General features: G+C 61.5%; 21 protein-coding genes. 7 read left to right on the forward strand and 14 right to left on the reverse strand.

The genetic code is table 11. The features are described 5' to 3' along the window. Positions 1 to 143 precede the first annotated feature (143 nt). Positions 144 to 413, forward strand: coding sequence for a hypothetical protein (locus tag GM79_RS14620; protein WP_035565152.1), 270 nt, complete (start codon positions 144 to 146; stop codon positions 411 to 413). Between the two features lie 127 nt (positions 414 to 540). Here the strand turns inward: GM79_RS14620 and GM79_RS23190 are convergent, their stop codons facing one another. The 12 genes from GM79_RS23190 to GM79_RS14680 form a co-directional block, all read right to left on the reverse strand. Further along, the gene (locus GM79_RS23190; RefSeq protein ID WP_152560008.1) at positions 541 to 1,158 is read right to left on the reverse strand and encodes a hypothetical protein; all 618 of its coding nucleotides are present in this window, start codon (positions 1,156 to 1,158) and stop codon (positions 541 to 543) included. Between the two features lie 91 nt (positions 1,159 to 1,249). Then, positions 1,250 to 1,909 (reverse strand): carotenoid biosynthesis protein, encoded by a 660-nt coding sequence (locus tag GM79_RS14630; protein WP_035565155.1) that lies wholly within the window; start codon positions 1,907 to 1,909, stop codon positions 1,250 to 1,252. A gap of 64 nt (positions 1,910 to 1,973) precedes the next feature. Beyond that, positions 1,974 to 3,476, reverse strand: coding sequence for a 1-hydroxycarotenoid 3,4-desaturase CrtD (gene crtD, locus GM79_RS14635; RefSeq protein ID WP_235184074.1), 1,503 nt, complete (start codon positions 3,474 to 3,476; stop codon positions 1,974 to 1,976). 43 nt (positions 3,477 to 3,519) lie between these two features. Continuing rightward, positions 3,520 to 4,440 carry a citrulline utilization hydrolase CtlX gene (gene ctlX, locus GM79_RS14640; protein WP_035565158.1) on the reverse strand — a complete coding sequence of 307 codons (921 nt, stop codon included), beginning with the start codon at positions 4,438 to 4,440 and terminating at the stop codon, positions 3,520 to 3,522. A gap of 162 nt (positions 4,441 to 4,602) precedes the next feature. Beyond that, the gene (locus GM79_RS14645) at positions 4,603 to 5,799 is read right to left on the reverse strand and encodes a class I SAM-dependent rRNA methyltransferase (RefSeq protein ID WP_152560010.1); all 1,197 of its coding nucleotides are present in this window, start codon (positions 5,797 to 5,799) and stop codon (positions 4,603 to 4,605) included. A gap of 243 nt (positions 5,800 to 6,042) precedes the next feature. After that, on the reverse strand, positions 6,043 to 6,486 hold the full coding sequence (locus tag GM79_RS14650) for an SRPBCC family protein (RefSeq protein ID WP_035565161.1): 444 nt from the start codon (positions 6,484 to 6,486) through the stop codon (positions 6,043 to 6,045). 58 nt (positions 6,487 to 6,544) lie between these two features. Beyond that, positions 6,545 to 8,527 carry an OmpA family protein gene (locus GM79_RS23195; RefSeq protein ID WP_051718924.1) on the reverse strand — a complete coding sequence of 661 codons (1,983 nt, stop codon included), beginning with the start codon at positions 8,525 to 8,527 and terminating at the stop codon, positions 6,545 to 6,547. Between the two features lie 210 nt (positions 8,528 to 8,737). Continuing rightward, a complete protein-coding gene (locus tag GM79_RS14660; RefSeq protein WP_035565163.1) occupies positions 8,738 to 11,716 on the reverse strand; it encodes an SNF2-related protein in 2,979 nt (992 codons plus the stop codon). Between the two features lie 120 nt (positions 11,717 to 11,836). Beyond that, complete coding sequence (locus tag GM79_RS14665) at positions 11,837 to 13,069, reverse strand: ABC transporter permease (RefSeq protein WP_035565165.1); 1,233 nt, start codon at positions 13,067 to 13,069, stop codon at positions 11,837 to 11,839. A gap of 12 nt (positions 13,070 to 13,081) precedes the next feature. Then, positions 13,082 to 13,723, reverse strand: coding sequence for a hypothetical protein (locus tag GM79_RS14670; protein WP_035565168.1), 642 nt, complete (start codon positions 13,721 to 13,723; stop codon positions 13,082 to 13,084). A 58-nt stretch (positions 13,724 to 13,781) separates the two neighbouring features. Further along, positions 13,782 to 14,591 carry a class I SAM-dependent methyltransferase gene (locus GM79_RS14675; RefSeq protein WP_035565181.1) on the reverse strand — a complete coding sequence of 270 codons (810 nt, stop codon included), beginning with the start codon at positions 14,589 to 14,591 and terminating at the stop codon, positions 13,782 to 13,784. Between the two features lie 139 nt (positions 14,592 to 14,730). Next, positions 14,731 to 15,153, reverse strand: a complete 423-nt coding sequence (locus tag GM79_RS14680; RefSeq protein WP_035565183.1) for a ribosome-binding factor A — start codon at positions 15,151 to 15,153, stop codon at positions 14,731 to 14,733. Between the two features lie 187 nt (positions 15,154 to 15,340). Between GM79_RS14680 and GM79_RS14685 the strand changes: the two genes are divergently transcribed. The 6 genes from GM79_RS14685 to GM79_RS14710 all read left to right on the forward strand — a co-directional run bounded on the left by GM79_RS14685 (position 15,341) and on the right by GM79_RS14710 (position 20,676). Continuing rightward, positions 15,341 to 15,883: an RNA polymerase sigma factor gene (locus GM79_RS14685; RefSeq protein WP_035565186.1), complete on the forward strand. Its 543-nt coding sequence runs from the start codon at positions 15,341 to 15,343 to the stop codon at positions 15,881 to 15,883. Further along, on the forward strand, positions 15,880 to 16,632 hold the full coding sequence (locus GM79_RS14690; RefSeq protein ID WP_035565189.1) for a hypothetical protein: 753 nt from the start codon (positions 15,880 to 15,882) through the stop codon (positions 16,630 to 16,632). The genes GM79_RS14685 and GM79_RS14690 overlap by 4 nt, the downstream gene beginning before the upstream one ends. Continuing rightward, a complete protein-coding gene (locus GM79_RS14695; protein WP_152560009.1) occupies positions 16,629 to 17,564 on the forward strand; it encodes a hypothetical protein in 936 nt (311 codons plus the stop codon). Before GM79_RS14690 ends, GM79_RS14695 begins: the two co-directional genes overlap by 4 nt. 28 nt (positions 17,565 to 17,592) lie before the next feature. Then, complete coding sequence (locus GM79_RS14700) at positions 17,593 to 18,327, forward strand: hypothetical protein (RefSeq protein ID WP_035565195.1); 735 nt, start codon at positions 17,593 to 17,595, stop codon at positions 18,325 to 18,327. Positions 18,328 to 18,388: 61 nt separating this feature from the next. Further along, positions 18,389 to 19,165, forward strand: a complete 777-nt coding sequence (locus GM79_RS14705) for an outer membrane beta-barrel protein (protein WP_035565196.1) — start codon at positions 18,389 to 18,391, stop codon at positions 19,163 to 19,165. Positions 19,166 to 19,257: 92 nt separating this feature from the next. Beyond that, positions 19,258 to 20,676 (forward strand): hypothetical protein, encoded by a 1,419-nt coding sequence (locus tag GM79_RS14710; RefSeq protein WP_035565198.1) that lies wholly within the window; start codon positions 19,258 to 19,260, stop codon positions 20,674 to 20,676. Positions 20,677 to 20,684: 8 nt separating this feature from the next. On the opposite strand, the gene GM79_RS14715 is transcribed toward GM79_RS14710, so the two are convergent. Both GM79_RS14715 and selD read right to left on the reverse strand, forming a co-directional pair. Further along, the gene (locus GM79_RS14715) at positions 20,685 to 21,278 is read right to left on the reverse strand and encodes a hypothetical protein (protein WP_035565200.1); all 594 of its coding nucleotides are present in this window, start codon (positions 21,276 to 21,278) and stop codon (positions 20,685 to 20,687) included. Between the two features lie 18 nt (positions 21,279 to 21,296). After that, positions 21,297 to 22,346 carry a selenide, water dikinase SelD gene (gene selD / locus GM79_RS14720; protein WP_035565203.1) on the reverse strand — a complete coding sequence of 350 codons (1,050 nt, stop codon included), beginning with the start codon at positions 22,344 to 22,346 and terminating at the stop codon, positions 21,297 to 21,299. Between the last annotated feature and the right edge of the window lie 36 nt (positions 22,347 to 22,382).

Raw genomic sequence — 22,382 nt, forward strand, 5'->3', positions numbered from 1 at the left:
GTTGCGCTAGTGGCTGGGAGGCCGTGCTGCCAATTGTTGGGCAAGCGCTTCTAGCCGGTGTAAACCCAAGGTTTGCAGTGTTTTGGCCAACTAACCAATGGCCCCTCAAACCACGCTCCGCTCTTCCAACTGTTCTTCAACGCTTGAATTCCTCCGCTGTGCCTTCTCCTTATTTCTCGCCTCAACCTTCCGGCCTCGGCCCCGAACAGCGCGCGGCCTGGGCCCGTCGTGAGTACGTGGCCGATTGCGCCGTTGCCTTTTTGGCCACCAAAACCAATCCGCTCGACCGCGCCGTTTTCCATCACCTGCAGGACTACGTGGCTGGCGATGCTACTCTGGGCCAAGCCATTGGCCGCATCGTAGACCACGTGGCGCGGGAGCCGCAGGCCTTTGGGGGCCTCCAAGTCTCGTAAGCTAATACCGGTCTTGTAAAAAGCCCTCCCGGCGTGTGCTTCCCCATCAGGAAACGCACGCCGGGAGGGCTTTTTGATATAAATTTAGACAAGGCGAGCTTGGCGACTGTCTGACATCTGGCAACAATTACAAACGGGAAAAATGCTCGGCCGCGATGCGGGCGCCATCGTCAGTGCAAATGCCGCGGATATAGTACAGGAAAATGCTGCGGAATACCTCTCCCATGTTGTAGCGCTCCGATGGAAATACCTGCGGGTTGAGCATCATGTTGAGCTGCTCAATCAGTATTTTGGTTACCAGGTTGATGTTGATGTCGGAGCGGAAGAGTCGGTTGCGAATTCCATCGTTGAGCAGCTGTTGAAGCTGCGGCGACGAATACGTGGTAAGGTGGTCGAGAACCGCTTCCCAACTGTTGGGAAAATCGGTTTGCAGGTCGGCATAAAAATTTCCGGGAATGGTCGTCAAATCGCGCAGCCCCAGCTGCAGCAGGCCATAAAGCCGCTCTACGGCCGTGGAGTATTGCGCGTACAGCGCGATGTGCTCCCGCTTCTGGCGCTCCATATCGGCCTGTATGGTTCCGTGCACCAGGTTTGCCCGGTCGGGGTACTGTTGGTTCAGGGCCGCCACGGTAAGGCCCAGGGCTTGCGCCAGCAGCGCATCGGGTGCCGTGCGCAGCCCGTGCGTATAAAACACGGGCAGGGCTGGCTCTAATGAAATAACAGCAACAGGGGTAGCGAGGGGCATAGGCGCAAAGGAATTTTTTGGCCTAACGGAGCAACAACCCCGGAAGTTCGGCCCAAGGGATAAAGCTGCGAAACTACCCGGTAAGCACCTGCTACAGCGTGCCCAGGAAGAAAAAAAACAGCAATTGGGTCAGGTACACAAGTGGAGCCAGGGGATTTTTTTTGCTGAAACTAGCTCGATTGAATAGCATTTGCATTAAACAGGACAGAATAAACCAGTCCCGGAAGTTCTGGAACGGAATAACGTCGGCCGTCCAGTACCAGAAGTCGTAGGTGCTGGCCACGGGCTCAATGCATGCGTCGAGGCCCACCATGAGCAGCGCGGCCACCAGCGTGCGCGGCAGCTCGGATAGTGGCAGGTAGCGCGCCAGCGTGCCGCATACGCACGTCAGCACCAGCCAGTTGAGACCAATGGCCAGGGGAACTTCCAGCACTTTGTAGCCCATGGTAGCGCCGTAGTAGTAATGCCCGAAAAACCAGCCCGTTCGGACCCCAATCACTTCGGCCGCAAAGCCCAGCAGGGCCACCGAGAGGCCAAAACCCCAGAAGCTAAAGCCCCGGTCCTTCTGCAACGCAAACAGCAGCCCCGCCGTGAGCAGCAGCGTGAGCGGCGTGAAGCGCAGGTAAAACTCCGGATTATCGGTGAAGGCCAATCCCACAAACCCGGTGATGTGAAACAGCAATATCAGCCCTTGGGCCACGCGCAGCCGGCGGGTATTGGCGGCCGGTAACGGCTCGGTATAATCAACCATAAGAAGGAATGAGGAGCAAAAAACAGCAGCAAGCAGCCCAGCAGCCGCTTTTTATTGCCCATGCTCAGGCCTCATTAATAAGCGAAGAAACGATTTTGGCTGACAGCAGGCAGAGCGGAATGCCGCCACCGGGGTGCACCGAGCCGCCGCAAAAGTACAGCCCTTCGAGCCGCCCCGAAAAATTGGGGTGCCGCAGGAACGCCGCCAGCGCGTTGTTGGACGAGCTGCCGTAGAGCGCCCCGCCAAACGAGGAGGTGTCGGCAGCAATGCCGGGCGGCGTCCACACCTTTTCGGCGGCAATGAGCGGCGCCAGGTCAGTGCCCAGGGCTTGGCTGAGCTTGCGCAGCACCACGGCCCGGGTTTTGGCGGTGAGGGCGTCCCAGTCCTGGCCCTGGTCGTGGGGCACGTTCACCATTACAAACCAGTTTTCGTGGCCGGCGGGGGCGTCGGCGGGCGTCTTTTTGGAGGTGATGTTCACGTACACCGTCACGTCGTCGGCCACGGTCTTGTCTTGAAAAATGGCCTGGAACTCGCGCTGGTAGTCCGCCGAGAAAAAGATGTTGTGCAGGTCCAGCTCCGGAAACTCGCGGGCGATACCCCAGTAAAAAATCAGCGCCGAGGACGACCGCGGCTGGCTGAGCGTGCGCTCAGGTGCGGGCTCGCGCGGCAGCAGGCGGCGGTAGGTGGGCACCACGTCCATGTTGCTCACTACTTGGCCAAAATCGTACACGTCCTGCGCTGTGCGCACGCCGGTCACGCGGCCTTCGGCAACTACTATTTCCTCCACCGGCTCGTTGTACCGGAACTTCACCCCGAACTCCTCAGCCAGGCGCGCCAAGCTGCTGGCAATGGCATAAATGCCGCCCTCCGGGTAAAACGCGCCAATGCCGTGCTCCAGGTGCGGAATCATGCTCAACGTGGCCGGCGCCTGGTACGGGTCCGAGCCGTTGTAGGTGGCGTAGCGGTCGAAGAGCTGCACGAGGCGCGGGTCGGTGAAGGCCTGAGCGTGGCGTTGGTGCATGGTGCCCAGCAGGCCCAGGCTGGGCAGCGCGGCCACCGCTTTCAGCGTTTCGGGGCTGAGGTAGGTGCTGGCTTTGTGCAGCGACTTATGTAGAAACGTGCCCGCGGTGGCATCATAGGCCTTATGGCTGCGGCCCAGAAACTGCGTGACCGCCGCTGCGGGCGTCCCCAGCTTTTCCTCCACCTCAGCGGCAAATTTCTGGCCATCGGACCAGGCCGTGAGCCGGGTGCCATCGGCAAAAAAGTAGTTGGTGATGGGGTCCAGCCGCTCGTAGCGGAAGTAGTCACTGGGTTCGCGGCCCGCCAGCCGGAAAATATCGTCCACCAGCTGCGGCAGCGTAAACAGCGACGGCCCCGCATCGAACCGGTATTCGCCCGGCAAACTGAACTGGTGCATCTTGCCCCCGAACGTGCCGCTGGCCTCAAATACTGTGACGGGCCGCCCGGTAACGGCCAGTCGCACGGCCGTAGCCAGCCCGGCAATACCCGCCCCGATAACGGCCACGGGCTGGCGCAAAGACGTTGTTTTTTCCTTTTTACGAAACACGGGCAAACGAGGGAATGAAGCGGTAGTCGGTTGACAACCCCGTTCAAGCGGGTTTAGTTGGCAGGAATACCTCCGCCAGCATGCAGCGGGCGCTGCCGCCACCCACCGTCTCAATAGTAGGGATGGCCAGCGGCACCAGCGCGGCGTGGCGCTCCAGCGTCTGGCGCTGATTTGGGGTGAGAGCATCGTGGGCCTGCTGCGACAGCACCAGCAGGGGCTGCCCGCCAGTAGCAGGCGCCAGGGCCAGCATATTGCCCGCAAACTGGCCCACCTGCTCCTGCGAGATGTCCACTATTTCGTGGCCGGTGGCGGTGAGCGACGCCACCACGGCGGCCCGTTCGGCGGCATCGGCAATGCTGTCGAGGCATACCACAGCCACGCCCGGCCCCACGCACATCATCACGTTGGTGTGGTAAATTTCCTGCCCCCGTGCGTCGGTGGCCCGAAAAGCTACCGGCCGGTAGCCCAATTGCTGCGCCACCTGCTCAAACAAATCTGCGTCGGTGCGCGGCGACAGGCCTGCGTAGGCCACCCGGTGCTCGTGGTCGAAAATGATGCTGCCCGTGCCTTCCAGAAACCGATTTTCCAGCTCATTTCCCGATAAATCAACAACTTCGCGCACCTCAAATTCACGCGCCAGCGCCGCTATAAGGTCGGGTTGGCGCTCGGCGCGGCGGTTGGGCGCACACATCGGGTAGAGCAGCAGCCGGCCGTCGGCATGGGTCGAAAACCAATTGTTAGGAAACACCGCGTCGGGCTTGGCCGGCACCGGCTCATCGTCGAAAACCTGGACCCGCACGCCCCGGCCGCGCAAAGTTGCCACCGCCGCATCAAATTCGGCCAGCACCTGCGCGGTAAGGTCGGCCGCGGCCAAATGTTGCTGGTAATGGTTTGACGCCGCGGTTTCAGCGTTGAAACCAAAGCTGGCGGGGCGCACCATCAGCACCGTGTTGGCAAGAGGCATAAACGAGAGAAGTTGTTCAGGGATTCGTAAAACGGTCATGCTGAGCTTGTCGAAGCATCTCTACTGAATAAGTAATCAATTTTACTATTGCGGTAGAGATGCTTCGACAAGCTCAGCATGACGTTCTGGATGTTTTTTCGCTTGCTAAAAGCCGCTTATGCACTACTCCACCGCCAGCACCAGCCCTTTCAGGTAAGCGCCTTCGGGGTGGAACAGGCTCACCGGGTGGTCGGCCGGCTGGGTGAGGCGGTGCAAAATGCGCGCCGGACGGCCCGCCTCAATGGCGGCGGCCAGCACGGCGCCTTCAAACAGCTCGGGGCTCACCACTTGCGAGCACGAGAAGGTGAACAGCAGCCCGCCGGGTGCCAGGTGGGCAATACCGGCCATGTTCAGGCGCTTGTAGCCCATGAGGGCGGCGTGGCGGGCGCCCATGTGCTTGGCAAAAGCGGGCGGGTCGAGCACCAGCAAGTCGTACTGTGCCGAGTGGTTTTTGAGGAAGCCCAGCACGTCGTCGGGGTAGGCGGCGTGGCGGTCGGCGTGGTGCGAGAGCTCGGCGTTGCGCTCGGTGAGGGCAATGGCTTTCTTGCTCGAATCCACGGAGTGCACCAATTCGGCGCCGGCCTCCAGGGCATACACCGAGAAGCCGCCCGTGTAGCAGAAGGTGTTAAGCACCTTGCGGCCGGGCGAGTAGCGGGCCAGCAGGGCGCGGTTGTCGCGCTGGTCAATGAAGAAGCCGGTTTTCTGGCCCGTCTCCCAATCCACGGCAAACTGATGGCCGTTTTCCATCACCAGGTGTTCCGTGCCGGTGCTTTCGCCCAGGAGGTAGCCATTTTTAGCGTCGGGCACGGCATTGCCGGGTACAGTTTCGGCGCTCTTGTCGTAGATGGCCCGCAGCTTCTCACCGAATACCACTTGCAGGGCGGCGGCAATTTCGGGGCGGGCCCGGTACATGCCCACGCTGTGGGCCTGCACCACGGCCACGTCGCCGTACACGTCGATAATCAGGCCCGGCAGGCCGTCGCCCTCCGCGTGCACCAGCCGAAACACGTTGGTGTCGGCCGTGCCGGTGAGGCCCAGGCGCTGGCGCAGCTGGTAGGCGTTTCTCAGTTTTTTCTCCCAAAAATCCGGCGAAGGCAAGGCGCTGTTTTCGCCAAAATCCAGCATGCGCACGGCAATGGAGCCACCGCCCGAAAAGTGGCCCACGCCTAGCAGTTCGCCGTCGATGGCTTCCACGCGCACGGGGTCGCCCTCGTGGGTGTCGCCCTTCACGCGGGCAATGGCGCCCGAGAATACCCACGGGTGGCGGCGGCGCAGGGAGTGGTCTTTTCCGTTTTTGAGGACGATGGTGGCGGGGTTCAGCATAGGCCACAAAGGTACGGCGTCCGCTGTGCGATACTGTTGCGGGTTGTTAGTGGTCGGTTATTAGTATGAACAGGACTTGTGCAGTGCTTTTCGGTAACCGCCTTTCCCGCAGAGGTCGCAGAGGTAAAACCGCAGAGGTTAGCAGAGGTCTAACGTTCCACTCTGCGAATCTCTGCGGGAAACACTCGTTCAGCTACCGTGCGTAAGTCCTGATGAATTATCAGCATCAACAGCTGATAACTACACCCTAAACCAGCGCCGGTAAATGGGCTTGCGCCAGGCAAACTGGGCCCACATGGCCGGATACAGCAGGGCGTCGAGCAGGGGCGAGGCTGTGCGGTACTCCAGAGCGTCCACTATCACGCAGGTGCCGTTCGGGCCGGGCTCCAGCAGGTGGCGGTGGCGCCAGAAACGCAGGGGCGGGGGCAGGGTTTTGCCTTCGTCCACGAAGAAGTGGGTGCCATCGGGCAAGGTGCCGTGGTCGGTGATGAGCGAGGTCCAAGGCAGGCGCTTCACCAGCGTATCCAGCTCAATCTCGACCCGGTCGTCGGTGCGGCAGCCATCAAAACGCAACACCCGCAGCCGGGGGAACGGCGGCGCCAGGGCCACAAAAAGCTCACGGGTGAAGCCGGCCATTACCTGAGCGGGCGGCTGGGCTACGGCGGTACGAAGGGTGACGTGCATAAGTATTCAGCACAACGGCCGCAGCCGGGCTTTGTTCGGTGCGCCGGTCCGGGGCGGGCTACTGCAGGCCGGTAATGCGAAATTCGACCCGGCGGTTGAGCTTGCGGGTGTACTCCTGGGCGTTGCTGGCGGCGGGCTCAGCGCCTCCCAAACCGACGCCGCTGATGCGGGTTTCGCCAATGCCGTGGCCCGCCAGGTACTCCTTCACCGTGCCTACGCGCTGCTCGCTGAGGGCCACATTCTTGTCCGGCGGCCCCACGTTGTCGGTGTGGCCGCGCAACTCAATGGTCATGCGGGGGTTTTCGGTTAGCAGGCCCACCAGCTTATCCAACGCCGAAAAAGATGTGGGCAGCAATACAGCCCGGCCCTGCTCAAACTGTACGTTATCGAGCGGAACGGTGGCGCCAATGGCCAGCGGCTGAAGCAGAATGTCCCGTACCATTGCGCCGGGGGCGGCCGTCCAGGTGCTGTCGGCCGCGATGTAGCCCGTGAGCTGGGCGCGGTAGCTATGTCCCGTTCCCGGTTTGGCGGTGTACGAAAAAGTGCCATCCGGGCTCAGGCGCACTACTTTGCCAAACCCGCTAAGGCCCAGGCGCAGCTGCGCCTGCGGCAGCGGCTGGTAGGTGGCGGCGTTGAGTACCCGGCCGCGCCACACGGCGGTGGCCGGTGGTGGGGGTGCCGGGGCGGGCCGCGGGATGATGCGGAAGAGGTTGCAGCCGGCCAAATCCGTGTAGGTGCCTTTGCGCACGAAGGTAGCGCGCTTCCGGGCCAGGTCTACTTCGTACACCGATTTGGGACCGGCCAGGTAGAGGCGGCGGCGGCCCGCGCGGTCGTTTTGCATCAGCAGGTCGCTGTAGCCGCCTTTTGTTGGCAGGCCTTCGAGCGGCATCACCGTAGGAATGGGCCGTTGGGTTTTCAAATCAACTTTAAGCAGGGAGCCATTGGTACTGTAAACCAGGTACATCGTATTGGCGTCGTCCAGACAGAAGTTGCCGTGCGTGCCGGCACCCGAAAAAGCAATGTCCGGGTAGAAAGGCGCTTTTTTCATGGGGTCGACGTACCAAACGGGCGTGACCAGCCCCGTGGCGGGGCTCACTTTTATCAGCCGGTTGGCATCGGAAGTCATGAAGAATAAGTCGCCCTTATCGTCGGTTGCCGCCGAAATCCAGACGTTATCGGGGCCCTGGGGCGGCAGCCGCCAAGTGGTATAGCCGCCCTTGCGGGTGGCCGGGTCGTAGCGGTACACCAGCTCCGGGGCGTCGGTGGGGGCTTTGGTGACGGAATAGAGGCAGTTGTCGAAGCCCTTGGCCAGCGCGTACGACTGGAAGGGCAGCACCTGCCGGTGCACCACCGGCGCCTCGGTTAGGTCGCTGCGGGCAAACTCGTGAATAGTGCGGCAGTCGTCTTCCCAGTTGTCGTTGTGGTAGCGGATGGCCGCGATGCCGTACAGTTTATCGTCGCACATCTGCGCGGTGTAGCGGCGGCTGGACCACGATTTTTCGGTAAACGAAAACGAACCGACCAGTTCCCGACCCTCGGCAAAAAGGGCACTGTCCTGCGCCACTTCGCCGCGGTACTCCAGCTGAAACTGATAGCCACCGCGCCAGATGCGCCGCCCCAGTACGTGAGTTCGGGCCGAAGCCGTGGGCGCGGACAGGTAGCTGTACTCGTAGCGCACCTCTTCGTGGGTGCCAAAATCCTGCTGCTCCAGGCGTAGCACCTGCGCCCTTGGCATCCGTTGAATGCTAAGCCAGATAGAATCCAGCCCACCATAAGCGGTAAGCTTCAGGTCTTTGAGCTGCGCCGACAGCATTTGTGAAGTCAGCGTGACGATGGCGGGCGCAGCTGGGGTTGCTGGCCCGGCATAGAACGTGGCTTCGGCCCCGCCTACCCGTTTGCGCAGCTGCCAGCTACGGGGATGAGTGAGTTGGTAGCGTCCCGAGGCATCAGCGTAGACCACCGGGGCGGCCTGCTCCGGTTGGGCACGCAGGACGGCCGGGAAAACGCAAACCAGAAACGCCAGCGCCAGAAAAACCTTCATTAGCAGCCGCCCAGACGTTCGCAACAACGGTTTGGGTGAAACAGCAACTGAGTTTGGATGAAGCAACCGGCTAGCAGGTAAATAATAAAAGAACACGTCCGTTCAAACGGGAAAAGGCGCCCGAATAGTTGGTGGACAGGCAAAAAAAGAGTTGATGAATTTCAAAAAAGGCTAACAGCCAGTAGCAAAAGCTGATGACGCATTACTCACCTAGCCCAGCAATTCTTCAATGTCGGCCCTGGTAAGGTGCTTGATAACGGCTTCGTCGGTGGCAATCAGCTCGCTCACCAAGGCCAGCTTGCGGCGCTGCAAGGCCAGAATTTTCTCCTCCACCGTGCCCTGGGTGATGAACTTGTAGGTGAACACCGGCCGCTGCTGCCCAATGCGATGGGCCCGGTCCACGGCCTGCGCTTCCACGGCCGGGTTCCACCACGGGTCGAGGATGAAAACGTAGTCGGCCGCGGTGAGGTTGAGGCCCACGCCACCGGCCTTCAGGCTGATGAGAAAAACCTTCAGGTCCTCGTTGTTCTGGAAGCGGGCCACCTCGGCGGGTCGGTCGCGGGTGGCCCCGTCGAGGTAGGCATACGGCATCTGGCGCTCGTCGAGGCCCGCGCGCACCAAGGATAAATGTTGCACGAACTGGCTAAAAACCAGCACCTTGTGGCCTTCTGCCACCACGTTGCGAATCATGCGCAATATCTCACGCAGCTTGCCCGAATCGTGGGCGTAGGTTTCGTCGGCCAGGCGCGGGTGGTTGGCAATCTGGCGCAGCCGGGTCAGGCCCTGGAGCAGCAGAAACTGGGTGCTGGCCGGGCCATTCTCGTCGAGGTTGCGCAGGATTTTGTTGCGGTAAAAGCTCTTGGTCTCCTCGTAGGCGTGGGCCTGCTCCTCCGTCATGGTGCAGTAGCTGAGCTGCTCGGTTTTGGCGGGCAATTCTTTGGCTACCTGGGCTTTGTGTCGCCGTAGAATAAAGGGTTTAATGAGAGCGTGCAGGCGCCGCGTGCGGCCTTCGTCCTGGTGCTTTTCAATGGGCTTGAGGAATTCCTTGCGGAAAAAAGCCTGCGTGCCCAGCAGGCCGGGATTAATAAACGACATCTGCGACCACAGGTCCATGGTGCTGTTTTCCACGGGCGTGCCCGTGAGAATAAGGCGGTGCTTGGAGTGCAGCTGCCGCACGGCCTGCGAGGTAGTGGAAGACGGGTTTTTGATGGCCTGCGACTCGTCCAGAATCACGTAATCGAACTTGTAGCTGGCCAGCAGCTCGGTGTCCAGGCGCACGATGCCGTAGCTGGTCAGCACCACGTCGTAATCGGCAAACTGGTCGGGGTTTTTGTCGCGGTAGGTGCCCGTGTAGGCCAGGAGGCGCAGGTCGGGAGTGAATTTCTGCGCCTCATTCAGCCAATTGAAAACCAGTGAAGTAGGCAAAACCAACAGCGAGGCCGCGCCTTTTGCCTCGCCGCTTTCGCGGCGCTGGAGCAGCATGGTCAGCGTCATAACGGTTTTGCCCAGGCCCATGTCGTCGGCCAGGCAGCCCCCGAAATGGTAGTCCTGCACGAAACGCAGCCAGTTGTAGCCCGCTTTTTGGTAGGGCCGCAGCTCGCCCAGAAAGCCGGCGGGCAGCGGCTGGTCTTCTACCTCGGCAAAGTCGCGCAGCTTGGCCAGCTTGCGGCCCATGCGCACGGTGGCCAGCTCGTTGCTCTGCAAATCGGCCACTAACGCCAGGTGGTGGCGGCGCAGGTTGAGGCCGTCCTCCGTCTCTTCGCCGAAGGCAAACAACTCCAGGTAGTCCGTAAACCACTCTTCGGGAATGATGGCAATCTGGCCGTTGGGCAGCTTAAACTCGCGCCGCCGTTGCAGAATGTGCCCGCGCAGCCGGATAAACGGCACCTCAATGTCGCCAAAGCGCACCGTGCCGCGCACGTCAAACCAGTCGCCGGCTTCCTGAATGCCCACGTGCACGCTGGTGGGGCCGATGAAGTAGCTCTTGGTAGCCGTTGCGGCCGCTTCCACGGTGTAGCCCAGCTCGGCCAGGGCCGTGGTGTGGTCGTGCAGCCACTTGAAGGCTTCGCTTTTGGGCAAAATGGCCTGGCCGTTTTCTACCGTCAGCAGGCGTTCCCGCAGCTCGGCTACGGTGGCCTGCTCCTGTTCGGGGTTGCGCAGCAGGCGGTGAAACACGTAGCTGTCGGCCGTTTTTTCCAGCCGTACGCTCACCGGTTTGTCGGTGCCCAGCGGCATGAGGTGCGGGCCGTAGCGGAAACTTAGCTCAAAGTGAATCTGCCCGGCGTCGCTGCCTGCGAGCACTAAAGCCACGGGCTTGGGCAGCGGAATGCGGCCCCGGCGCGGTGGGCCGGGCGGGCGCACGGGCGCTTCGGGCGCAGGCGCCGCCGGCAGGGCATCGCTGAAGGTGAGCCGCGGCCGCGCCACGTAGCGCTCCGACCGAATATCGAACCCACGGGCGTGCACCTCAAACGATTCCATGAGCGGCGCCACGAACTTCTGGAAGTAGCTTTCTTCCACGTTGCGGGGCACCACAATAAATTTTTTCTTCAGAAACGGCAACAGCTTTCGCCCGTCCACCTCAGTGCGGAAAGAATAAAGCAAGTCGCCCAGCAGCAGCCAGGCCGGCTGCAAACACACCAGCAGCGCATCCTTGTACTGAAAGTCGAGGCGCTGATTCTGGTACTGAATGGTGGGGAAGTAGTGAGTGCCTTCCTCGTTGCGCCGGAAGTGGAAGAGGATGGACGCCTTGGCCGGCGCCAGGCCAATTTCTTTCCACGTCGGCTCGCCGTCGCGGCCCATGATGAACACGCGCTTGCCCGCCAGCCGGGCCAGCAGCGCGGCCATGCGCGTCTGCACGTGCCGGGCAATAACTTCCTGGAGCGGCTTATCGCCTTTTTCGGCGTTGTAGGTTTTCAGGAAGAATTCGGCCGTGGCAATCTTGCGGGGCCAGAATTCCTTGACCACCGCCTCCTGCTGCATCTGGTCGCAGAGCTCCACCAGCTCAAAGTCGGTCTGGTCGAGGCCCTCCGCGAACTCGTGCGCGTTTTTGCCCGAAACCGTCTGGTGCAGCAGCGTCAGCTGGCCCCTGGGACCCAGCTGCACCACGTAGGCCGCGAACAAATGGCCGAGGAACTCGTGCTCGAAGAGCGAGTAAACAATCTGAAACGGTTCTGAGGTTGATACTTTCATGGCCGGACACGCGTAAAGCGCAAGGTAGGGCCGAAAGTGGAAACGGGCACGGTGGCGCTTTGCAGCCACAAGACGGGTCTGATTTTTCCGGCACCGGGCACCAGGGAATGCCTGGCGGAATTACAGATTTTCGCGCAGGTCCAGCTTGCTCGCATTCAATGCCGGGCGAATGCTGACAGCCAAGGTGATAATGATGATAGAAGCGCAGGTAAAAATCAGGTCTGAGAGCTGCATTTTTACCGGGTAAGCATCCACCACACTGGTGGCCATGCCCATGCTCACAAAGCCAAAGTATTGTTGGAGCCAGCACAGCGACACGCCCACCACCAGCCCCACCGCGGCTCCCACAAACGCCACGATGGCGCCCACCAGTAAAAAGGTGTTACGCACCATTTTTTGGTTGGCGCCCATGGCCAGCAGCACCGAAATGTCTTTTTGCTTGTCGATGACCAGCATCGACAGGGAGAAGAAAATATTGAGCGAGGCAATGAGCAGAATGAGGGTGAAGGTGATGAATACGAACAGCTTTTCCACCTTAATGGCCTTGAACAGGCTGACGTGCTGCTCGTCCGAATCCTGCACCTTGAAGCCCGCCCCCAATTGCTCGCGCAGCTGCGTTTTTACCTGTTCGATTTCGAAGCTGGCGCCCACTTTCACGTACAGCGCCGTGCGGCGCGTGGTGTAGCCCAGCAGGCGCTGGGCAAAGCTGATGGGCACGAAAATGTAGCTGTCGTCGACATGCTGCTCGATGAGAAAAACGCCCCCAGCAATCAGATTTTGCTCATTAAAAGCACTCTCAGGGTTCATGCTGAGCGTTTTTTTGCCCGGCGTGTTGCGCGGATACAGCAGGCGCATGGGCGAGAGGCGGTTGTTGAGCGTGATGCTGAGCTCGTGCTGCACCCCGGCGCCAATGAGGGCCACCTCCAGGCTGTCGCGGCGCAGGCGGTGGTCGCCTTCTTTAATATTGGCGTCAATCTGGCTCTGACCGAAGTAGTTGTCGCTCAGGCCGCGCAGTTTCACCACCATTTGGCGGTCGTGGTATTGCAGCAGGGCGTTGTCCTCAATCACCTCGGTGACCAGGGCCACGCCAGGCGTCCGTTCCAGCTTCATCAGAAAGGTGCGGTCCACGTCAAAAGCTTTGCCTTTGGTAGCGGAAATAACCAGATTCGGGTCCGATTTGCCGTAGAGCGTGCGCACCAGGTCTTCCAGCCCGTTGAACACCGAGAGCACGATAATGAGCGCAGCCGTGCCCACCGCCACCCCAATCATCGAAATGTTGGAGATGATGGTGATGATGTTGCGCTTGTTCTTGGAACGGAAATAGCGCCGGGCAATGAGGAGAGGAACGTTCAAAAACAGCAGCAGTTAACCAGCCTTCCGCAGAAAGCCGTCCATGAAATCTTCCAGGCGTTTGAGCCGTTCCTCGTGGCGCGTTATCACCACGTCAACCAGATGTTTCAACTCTTTTTTAACGCCCCGCAACTCATCCAGAAAGATGATATTGAACTGGTCCTGGCGCTCGTTGGATTTATCCTGACGCTCATTGAATTTCTCTTGGCGCTCATTGAATTTCTCTTGGCGCTCATTGTATCCTCCTTGTATTTGATTGACGCCTTCTTGTTTTTGATTGAAGCGCTGCTGCTCGGCGTAGATTAATTCCAACTGATTAATCAGTTTCTGCTGCACCTGGCCAAAAACTTCCACTACGGCGTCGGTTTTGGCGGCTTGGGCCACTAGCAATTCGGTTTGCTGTTGCTGCCGGGCTAGCACTTCATCGGTGCGGTCGAGCCGATTGGTCAGCAGCTCGGTTTGCTGCTGTTGCCGGGCCAGCAACTCGTCGGTTTTGGCCGCTTGGGCGACCAATAAATCGGTTTGCCGCACCTGATGGACCAGCACTTCATCGGTGCGGTCGAGCCGGGCCGCCAGCAGCTCAAGCTGCTGCTGCTGCTGGTCTTGCCGGCCGATGAGCAGCTCGGTGAGGCGAATAATGTCGGAGTTTTCAGCCACAGGGCAAAAGGGATGCTTGGTTGGGCAAGGTACGCTGCCGGGCCCGGAAAAGCCATTTCTACTTCCAAGCCTTCACAATGAGGCCGGTGCCCGAGTCGTGTACGGTGCGGGCGTCGAGCCAGTTCAGCAGCAGGCAGAACGGAAACGTGAGCAGGTAGTAGAACGGCAGCACCAGGAAAAACAGGCGCGACTTGCCGAGCATCAGAATCGGATACTTCATGCTCAGGCGCCACGAAATCTGGCCGGGCTCGCCGTAGGCGTAGCGGGCCTCGATGCGCTCGAAACCGGCCGTGCTAAGCTTCTGCTGGATTTCGCGGATGTTGTAGCCGTCGCGCACGTGCTCTTCGATGAAGCTGGTTTCGCCGTCGTCGTGCACGTCGGAACCGCCTTGGTCGCTGGGCGTGGAAATGAGCAGCATGCCGCCGTCCTTCAGCGAAGCGTGGATGTTGCGGAATACCTCCACATCTTCCAGAATGTGCTCCATCACATCAACCGACAAGGCCAAATCGAAGGAATTGGGCTCCTGATAAAGCACCAGGTCCTGCACCGCAAACTGCACGTTGCGCCGGCCGATTTGCCGGAAAAACCGGTTGGAATCGGCCACTTGGTCGTCCTTCACGTCCACGGCCAGAATGTTCCACTTGGCGCTCAGCCCACTCAGCCAGTAGGTGTACTGCCCGTAGCCGGAGCCCGCGTCGAGGATATTCAGCGGCTCCTGGGTGCGGCCTTTGGCCCAGCGACGCAGCTCCCGATGCACGTGCCAGGTGCGCAGCAACAGCAAATCGAGCAGGTGGTAAAACAGGCGGCGCAGCCACGGCGTACGGTTAAAAACCTGGCCGAGCGTCTTCTTAATCGGGTCGTAGTACAAAAGAGTAACTGAGTGAGGGAGTGACTGAGTGAAGAGCGACGGAATGACTTGAGAAGAGCGGCGGAGTGAAAATGAGGAGTGGTATTTAAACGTCATTCATTTACCCCGCCGCTCTTCACTCAGTCAGTCTCTCACTCAGTTACTCATTGTTAAACAGGCGCGGGCGGGCGGGTTTTTCCTCGTCGGCGCTGGGCTCGTCCTGGGGGGCGGCCGGAATGTCGAGCGTGCCTAGTATCTGGTCCATGTGGGCGGCGTAGGCGGCGCTGTCATCGTGAAAGAAGATGAGCTCGGGCACCACGCGGGCCGTTTGGCGGATGCGCTTGGCCAGCGCCTGGCGGATGGCCTTGGCGTTGTCGCGCACGATTTCGAGCCGCTCGTTGGCGTCGTTGCCCAGCAGCAGGCTTAGGTATACGCGGGCCTGGCCTAGGTCGGGCGTCACCTTCACCAGGCTGATGCTTGGGGCCATACCGCCGCCGAAAAGGTGCGGTAAGTCGCGCTGTAGCACCTGGGCCAGCTCCTGTTGCAGCAGGCTGGCCATTTTTTGTTGTCGTTTGCTTTCCATAATAAGGAGCAAAGGTACGATTGGTGGGATATGCTGCCGACTGGGTAGTTGCGCGGGTTGCCAGCCGAAACTCGGGGCGGCAAATTTTGCCGCCCAAGCCCGCCGCTAATTCCCTGAAAAAAATATTTCCCCGCCCAACCAACCTTTCGCGCCCCGGCCGCCACTTTGCGGCAAATCCAGATAGATAGTGCCCGACCTACCCTCCGCCACGGCTTCCGACGACCTGCTGCTGGCTGGCTGCCTGGCCCAGGAGCGCGCGGCTCAGTACCAGCTTTACCAACGCTACAAAACCGCCATGTATTCCAGTGCCTTCCGAATTCTGCGCGACCGGGACCTGGCGCATGATGCCTTGCAGGAAGCCTTCGTGCAAGTGTTTCGGCAGCTGGCCGCGTTCCGGCGCGAGTCCACGCTCGGCGCCTGGATTCGCACCATCGTGGTGCGGCAGGCCCTGCGGCAGCTGCGCCGCGAAAACCAGATGGAAGTATATGACCCCCTGCGCCATGCCGAGCCCCAGGTGGCCTGGCACGATGGCCTCACGGGTGAGGCGCTCGATAAAGCCATTGGCGAGCTGCCAGCCGGCTACCGCAGCGTGTTTTGCCTGGTGGAGGTGGAAGGCTACGCCCACCGCGAAGTGGCCGAGCTGCTCGGTATTTCGGAAGGCACCAGCAAATCGCAGCTGCACTTTGCCAAGCAGCAACTCAAAATCAAGCTTCAATACCTCTACGCATGAGCAACCTGCCCGAACTCCCCGAATCCGGCCGGCCAAACCTGTGCCGGGCCCTGGCCGCCCTCCCCAATCACGAGCCTGATTTCGAATTGTGGCCGCTTATTATGAATCAGTTGGATGCTGAAAATGGCATTCAGCCGGCCTGGCCCGCCCTGCCCGCCCACGCTCCCGACGACGCCCTGTGGAACGCCATTGCCGCGCGCCTCGATGCGCCGGCCACCATGGATAGAATTAAAAATGAAGAATTAAAAATTAAAAATCTGACGGTCGATTCTTCTTTTTTGATTCCCCTAAAAACTGTACACCGGGCTGAAAAACGCGCTAAGGTGCGGACTTTGTGGCCGGCTTCGCGCCGCCTGCTGGCACTAGCCGCCAGCCTGCTGCTGCTGGTGGGCCTGGTGTGGTGGCAGCGTCCGGCCCCGGTGCCCGGTGGCCTCCGCGACACGGTGGCCTACAGCCAGGAAATACTGGCGGAACCGGTACCTGGCCCGGCCTTTCCCGCTCCCGACCCGCTCGAAGCCGAAGGTCGGGCCTTCATCGACGGCAAGTGTTCGACGCTGCCGGCGGTGTGCCAGTCGAGCGAGTTCCAGCTCTTGCGCGACCAGCTCGACGAGCTGGAAACCGAAGAGGCCGGGCTGCTGCGTGATACCCAACGCTACGGCAACCGTCCCGAAATCGTCCGGCATCAGGTGCGGGTAACCGCCCGCAAAGCCACCGTCACCCGCGAACTTATTCGTCTGTTAATATCATGATGTTCAATAATTTATTTCTGTGCCGATTGGTCGGCTGCTGGCCGGCGCTGGCTTTGGTGCTGGGGCTGGTGCCGGCCGCGCACGCCCAGCGCACCGTGCAGGTGGTCACGCGCATCATCGAGCAGCAGCTGGCGTGCCCGGCCAACGGGCAGGTGCGGATTCGTGCCGAAACCGCCACCGTGCGGGTGCAGGGCTGGGACCAGCCCACCGTGCGCCTCGTGATGCGCCTCATTGCCAAGCACCCCGAGCGGGCGGTGGCAGAACAGGAGCTGTCGGCGGCCCACTACCGATTTGCCGCGCGTGGCCGCACCATAGACGTGGCCAACTACTTCACGCTGGCTGCCGGCGCGCCGGCGCTGCGTAGCGACCTGCGGGCCGAATACACGCTGTGGGTGCCGGCGGGCGTGGCCGTGGAGCTGCACAACGCCTACGGCCACAGTACCTTAACGGGGCTTAGCGGCCCGCAGGTGCTCACCCAGGAGTTTGGCCCAATTGTGCTGAGCCAGCTGCGCGGAACGCTGGTGGTGAAGGCCAAATACGCCGACCTGACCGGGCACGACACCAACCTCACGTTCTCGTGCGAGGCCGACAAATCGGCCATTCAGCTCACCCAGGCGGGTGGCACCTACACCATTCGCAACACCTACGGCAGCGTGCGCATTGAGCCGAGCGAGGAGTTGAAAAGCCTATACATCGAAGCCGAGCGCAGCGAAATCACGATTGGCGTGGCGCGGCTCGACCGCTACAACTACAACCTGGGCAATACGCACGGGGCGCTGGTGCTGCCCGCCGCGCTGAGCGCCGCCCAAACCCAAACCCTGGGCCGCAAAGTCCTGAGCGTGACCAATCGGCCGCGCCTGCCCCTCATTCGCGCCTACACCACGTTTGCGCCCCTCACGCTGCAGGCCCTGCCGCTTTTGGCGCAGCCATAGTTTTCACTACCTGCTTTGGCATTCGTATATGTTGCTGATTATAAAAAGACTATCGGTTTTTGCGGTTGCCGGGCTGCTGAGTTTAGCGGGCCTGACCCCGGCGGTGGGTCAGACCCTGCCCGACTCGTCGCGGGTGAGCTACGGCGAAGAAGTGGTGGCTGATTCAGTCACCTCAAAAAACAGTCTGCGGCTGCGGGTAGAAGAAAACAGCCTGTGGAAGCTGGGCCTCAACGATTTCAACTTCATCACCGCCGCTGCCGGCAAGCGCGACCCCGACTATCGGCGCGTGGGCATCCACGCCATTTACGAGCGCAAGCTGGGGCCGGCCTGGACGGTGATGGGGGAGGTGAGCCCGGAGTTTATCCGGTTTCGGGCGCCGGCTACGGGCTTGCTTGGCAGCGGCTTGGCGGTGCGTTCGCAGCTGGCCGGCCGCTACTACTACAACATTGGCCGCCGCCTGCGCAAGGGCAAAAGCCAACGGGACTTTTCGGCCAATTACTTCTCGCTGGCCCTGGGCAGCGGCTGGGGCCGGCGCACCCAGGAAACGCCCTATTTCAGCTACGCCCAGGGCGGGCCCGCCATGCGCCTCAACGCGGCCGTGCTCTACGGCTTGCAGCGCCGGCTGGGCCGTTACGGCTTCGTTGACGCCAACGTGGGGGTACCCTTGCAGCTGACCAACCGGGTGCCCAACCTGGAAAGCCCGCGCTTCACAGTAGTGCACATCGTGGTGCTCTTGCGCATCGGGCTGGCGCTGGGGCGCTGAATGAATTGGCTTGAACCCCACAGTATAAATTGATTCATAACCTGATTTTCATTCTCAATCCATGTCAAAATTTTTCTCCAATAATGCATCGCAGCGGCCGGCCCGGCTGGGGCGTGGCTGTTTTTTCGCGGGCCAAACCGCCGCCCTTGTACTCGTGCTGGCACTGTTTGGCGGTGGCGGCGCCGTGGCCCAGCGCCTGGAGGCCGTGGGCGTAGCCGCCAGTTTCACCGTGAACCAAACCTGGGTGCGCCAAGCCCGCATCAGCGCGGCCGAGTTCACGCTGCGTACCAATACCGACGGCTCGCGGTTGGATGACACGGGTAACCGGTTCAGTGCTTACGCGCGGGTAGGAGTGGGCGCCGGGCGCTTTTTCGTGCAGCCCGAACTGGCGTATGCGTCCGGGCTGGGTTCGTCCATTACCGTCGGCTTTCGTCAGTTTCCCGACTCTCAGTTCGACGACAACGTATCTACTTACAGCCACTGGATGCGGCGTCTGGATGTGGCCCCGCTGGCTGGCTGGCGCTTCGGGCAAAATGCCTACCTGCTGGCCGGGCCCGTGGTGCTCTTCAATCTGCGCGAGCGCTATAGCAGTCCCGACACGCGCTCCGGAGAGCTGGCCGCTAGCCTGGATGCCAGCGTGGAGCGGGTGCAGCTGGCCGCCCAGGCCGGCATCGGCGTCAAGCTCTGGCGTCTCGACCTGAACGCCCGGTTCGAGCACAGCCTCACGCCTTACACCAAAGCCTTTTCGCTGGACAACCAGCGCTACGGCTATCGGCAGAGCACCAGCCAGGTGATTTTCAACCTCGGCTTTCTGCTCTTCGACAGCCGCCGCGGCTAACGCTCCGGTAAGCGGCGGGAAAAGGGACAAGCACGCGGGCGGGCGGAACAGCGGCTTTGTCATGCAACTTTGCATTCCTAATCCCTCCCGTCTTGCTTCGCTTTTTCAAAAGCTCTTTTCTCGCGCAGCTTCTGGCCCTGGTGCTGCTGATGCTGGCCCTGCGGCTGCCGCTGCTCTGGTTGGGCCTGCCCGTGACGGCCGCCGAGCTGCGGGCGCTGCTGGTGGGCGAGCGGCTGCACGGCGGCGCGCTGCCCTACCGCGACCTTTTTGATGGCACCGCGCCTATGGCCGCCGCCACCTTCGCCATCCTCGACGCCGTAGTGGCACGCCCGGTATGGCTCTATCGGGTGTTTGCGTTGACGTTGCTGGGGGTGCAGGCCCTGCGCTTGAATCTGGTTTTTAACCGCTACGATGTGCATCCTGAGCGTGGCTACGTGGCCGCGCTCACGTACCTGCTGGTGGGCAGCATCAGTACCGACCTGGATACTTTGTCGCCGCTGCTGCTGGGGCACACCTTCATCGTGTTTGCCCTGAGTGCCTTGCTGCCCACGGCCCGCGAAGATTACGACAACCGCCGCCTGTTTCGGGCCGGGTCGTTGATTGGCGTGGGCGCGCTGTGCTACCTGCCGCTGAGCTTGTTTGTGCTAGTCGGGCTGTTTGCCGTGGTCATCTTCGCGGCCAATTCCTTTCGCAGTTCCCTGCTGCTGCTATGCGGGTTTTTCTTTCCCTATGCGCTGCTGGCCACTTTTTTCTTCTATACCGGAGCCCTGTCGGGCTTCATGCAGTTTCATTTGCAGCCGGGCCTTACCGACTTGATTGCCAGCGGCCTGCCGGCGGGCTTGCAGCTGCGGCTGTTGGTAGTGCCTGGCCTGGTGCTGCTACTGGGCCTGCTACGGTCTTTGGGCACGTCGCTGGGGTTGGTTTTTCAGGTAAAATTCCGGCAAATGATGCTGGTATGGCTGGCCGTGGCCAGCGCCACGGCCGCCGTAGAGCAAGGCGCGGCGCCGGGCGTACTGGTGCTCACGCTGCCGCCGCTGGCGTATTTCAGCCTGTTTTTGTGGCAGCGCTACCAGCACGCCTGGGTGCTGGAGCTGGGGCTGCTGCTGATTCTGAACGCGGCGGTGGTGCTGCGCTACCGGGCCCACGTGCCTCGCCTCGAAGCCCTGCTACGCATGCCCGCCGAAAGTCGCTTCGGCCTGCAGCCCGACCCGCGCTACGCTGCCCTGCGCAATCAGACCCTACTCATCCTGGGCCAGGACGACCGTGCCTATTTCCATAACCGCCCCGCCACGCCCTACCTGGACTGGGCCCTTTCCCAGGTCGATTTCGGCCATTTGGATGAATACGCGGCCGTGGTGCGGATAAGCCAGCGCATGGGCCCCACGCCCCCGGCTTACCTGCTCGACCAAGTGGCCATTGTGCCGCGCCTCCAGCGGCTGCTGCCCGGCATATTCGCGTCCTATCAACCCACAGGCACGCCTGGCCTCTACCGCCGGCAGGAGGAGAAATAGCGCGGATTTCACACCCAGCACCACGTTTTGGTGTGCTGGTTTGTGGGCAGGTTGCGCAAGAAAACGGTCACCGGGTCCAAATCAGCCAGTAGCGAGGTGAGCACTACGCTGCGCCCGTCGGCCAGATGCAGGCGCAGGTAATCGTAGCGGGCCCAGAAGGTGCGGCGCGCACTGCACGTCACCCGTTCTACCTGGGCTAAGTCGCGGCGCTCGAAGGCCACGCGTTGGCCGGCCTCATACACCTCAAATAGATTTTCTTCGGCGTTGAAAATCAGTGCCGTGGCATGGTTCAGCGTCCAGTAGCGCAGAAACAGCAGCAGCGCCGGCCCGCTCAGCACCAGCGTAAACAGGAAGAAGCCGCCGGCCAGCAGCCATTCATACATCGTGGTTTGAGGGCCGCCCAGCAACACGGCCGGTAGCACGCTCAGCCCCGCCCCGAAGGCCAGCAGCGGCCAAAACAGCAAGCGCACCTGCCGGGCCACCGTGAGCTGATAGACGGCGGTGCGTTTCGAAAACAGCCCCGTCACCCATCGCAACGCGCCCAATACCACCAGCAGCACCACCGCTATTTCCAGCAGCGGCTTCAGAAAAGCGAATTTCATCAACTTACAGCGTCCAGGCTATGCGCCTACCTGCACCCAGGCTTCGCCTTCGGTGCGGGCCCGCAGGTGGCCAAAGCTTCCCAGCGCCAGCCCGTGCTTGTCAAACACCTCCAGCACCGCCGCGCGGCCCTCGGGCGCCACGCACACCAGCAAGCCGCCGGAAGTCTGCGGGTCGCAGAGCCAGGCCCGCTGTTCGTCGCTGATGGGGCCCACCTTGTGGCCGTAGCTGGCCCAGTTGCGGCCGGTGCCGCCGGGCACGCTGCCCTGCTTCAGGTAGTCATCAGCCGCCGCGATGCGGGGCACCTTCGAAAACTCGATTTCTGCCGTCAGGCCGCTGCCTTCGCACACTTCGGAAAGGTGTCCCAACAGGCCAAAACCCGTCACGTCGGTCAGGGCCGTCACCGCGTCCAGCTTGCTCAGCTCCGCCCCAATCTTGTTGAGCTGCATCATCTGGGCCGGGGCAATGGCCGCGTCTTCTTCCCGCAAAATGCCTTTTTTCTGAGCCGTAGTCAGAATACCCACGCCCAGCGGCTTGGTCAGGAACAGCTCCGAGCCGGCCGTGGCTGTGTCGTTCTGCTTCAGGTCCACGATGTTCACCATGCCCGTCACGGCCAGGCCGAAAATGGGTTCCGGCGAATCGATGCTGTGGCCGCCGGCCAGCGGAATGCCAGCCTCGGCGCAGATGCTGCGGGCGCCTTCCAGCACGCGGGCGGCTACTTCGGGCGGCAGCTTGTCCACGGGCCAGCCCAGCACGGCAATGGCCAGCAGCGGCCGCCCACCCATCGCATACACATCCGAAATGGCATTGGCTGAGGCGATGCGCCCAAAGTCGTAGGCATCGTCCACGATGGGCATGAAAAAGTCGGTGGTTGAAATCACCGCCTGGCCCCCGCCAATGTCGTACACGGCCGCATCGTCGCGGCTAGCGTTGCCCACCAGCAGGTTGGGGTATTGAGGCTGCGCAATGGTGGTGTGCAGCATCTGGTCGAGCACGGCCGGGGCAATTTTGCAGCCGCAACCCGCGCCGTGGCTGTATTGGGTGAGTTTGTATTCGGTGGTGGGTGTCATATCGAAGAGAAAAGAAGGCGCTAGGCCGCCGGTTGC

Origin of the sequence: Hymenobacter sp. IS2118 (assembly GCF_000715495.1) — a bacterium.
GTDB lineage: Bacteria > Bacteroidota > Bacteroidia > Cytophagales > Hymenobacteraceae > Hymenobacter.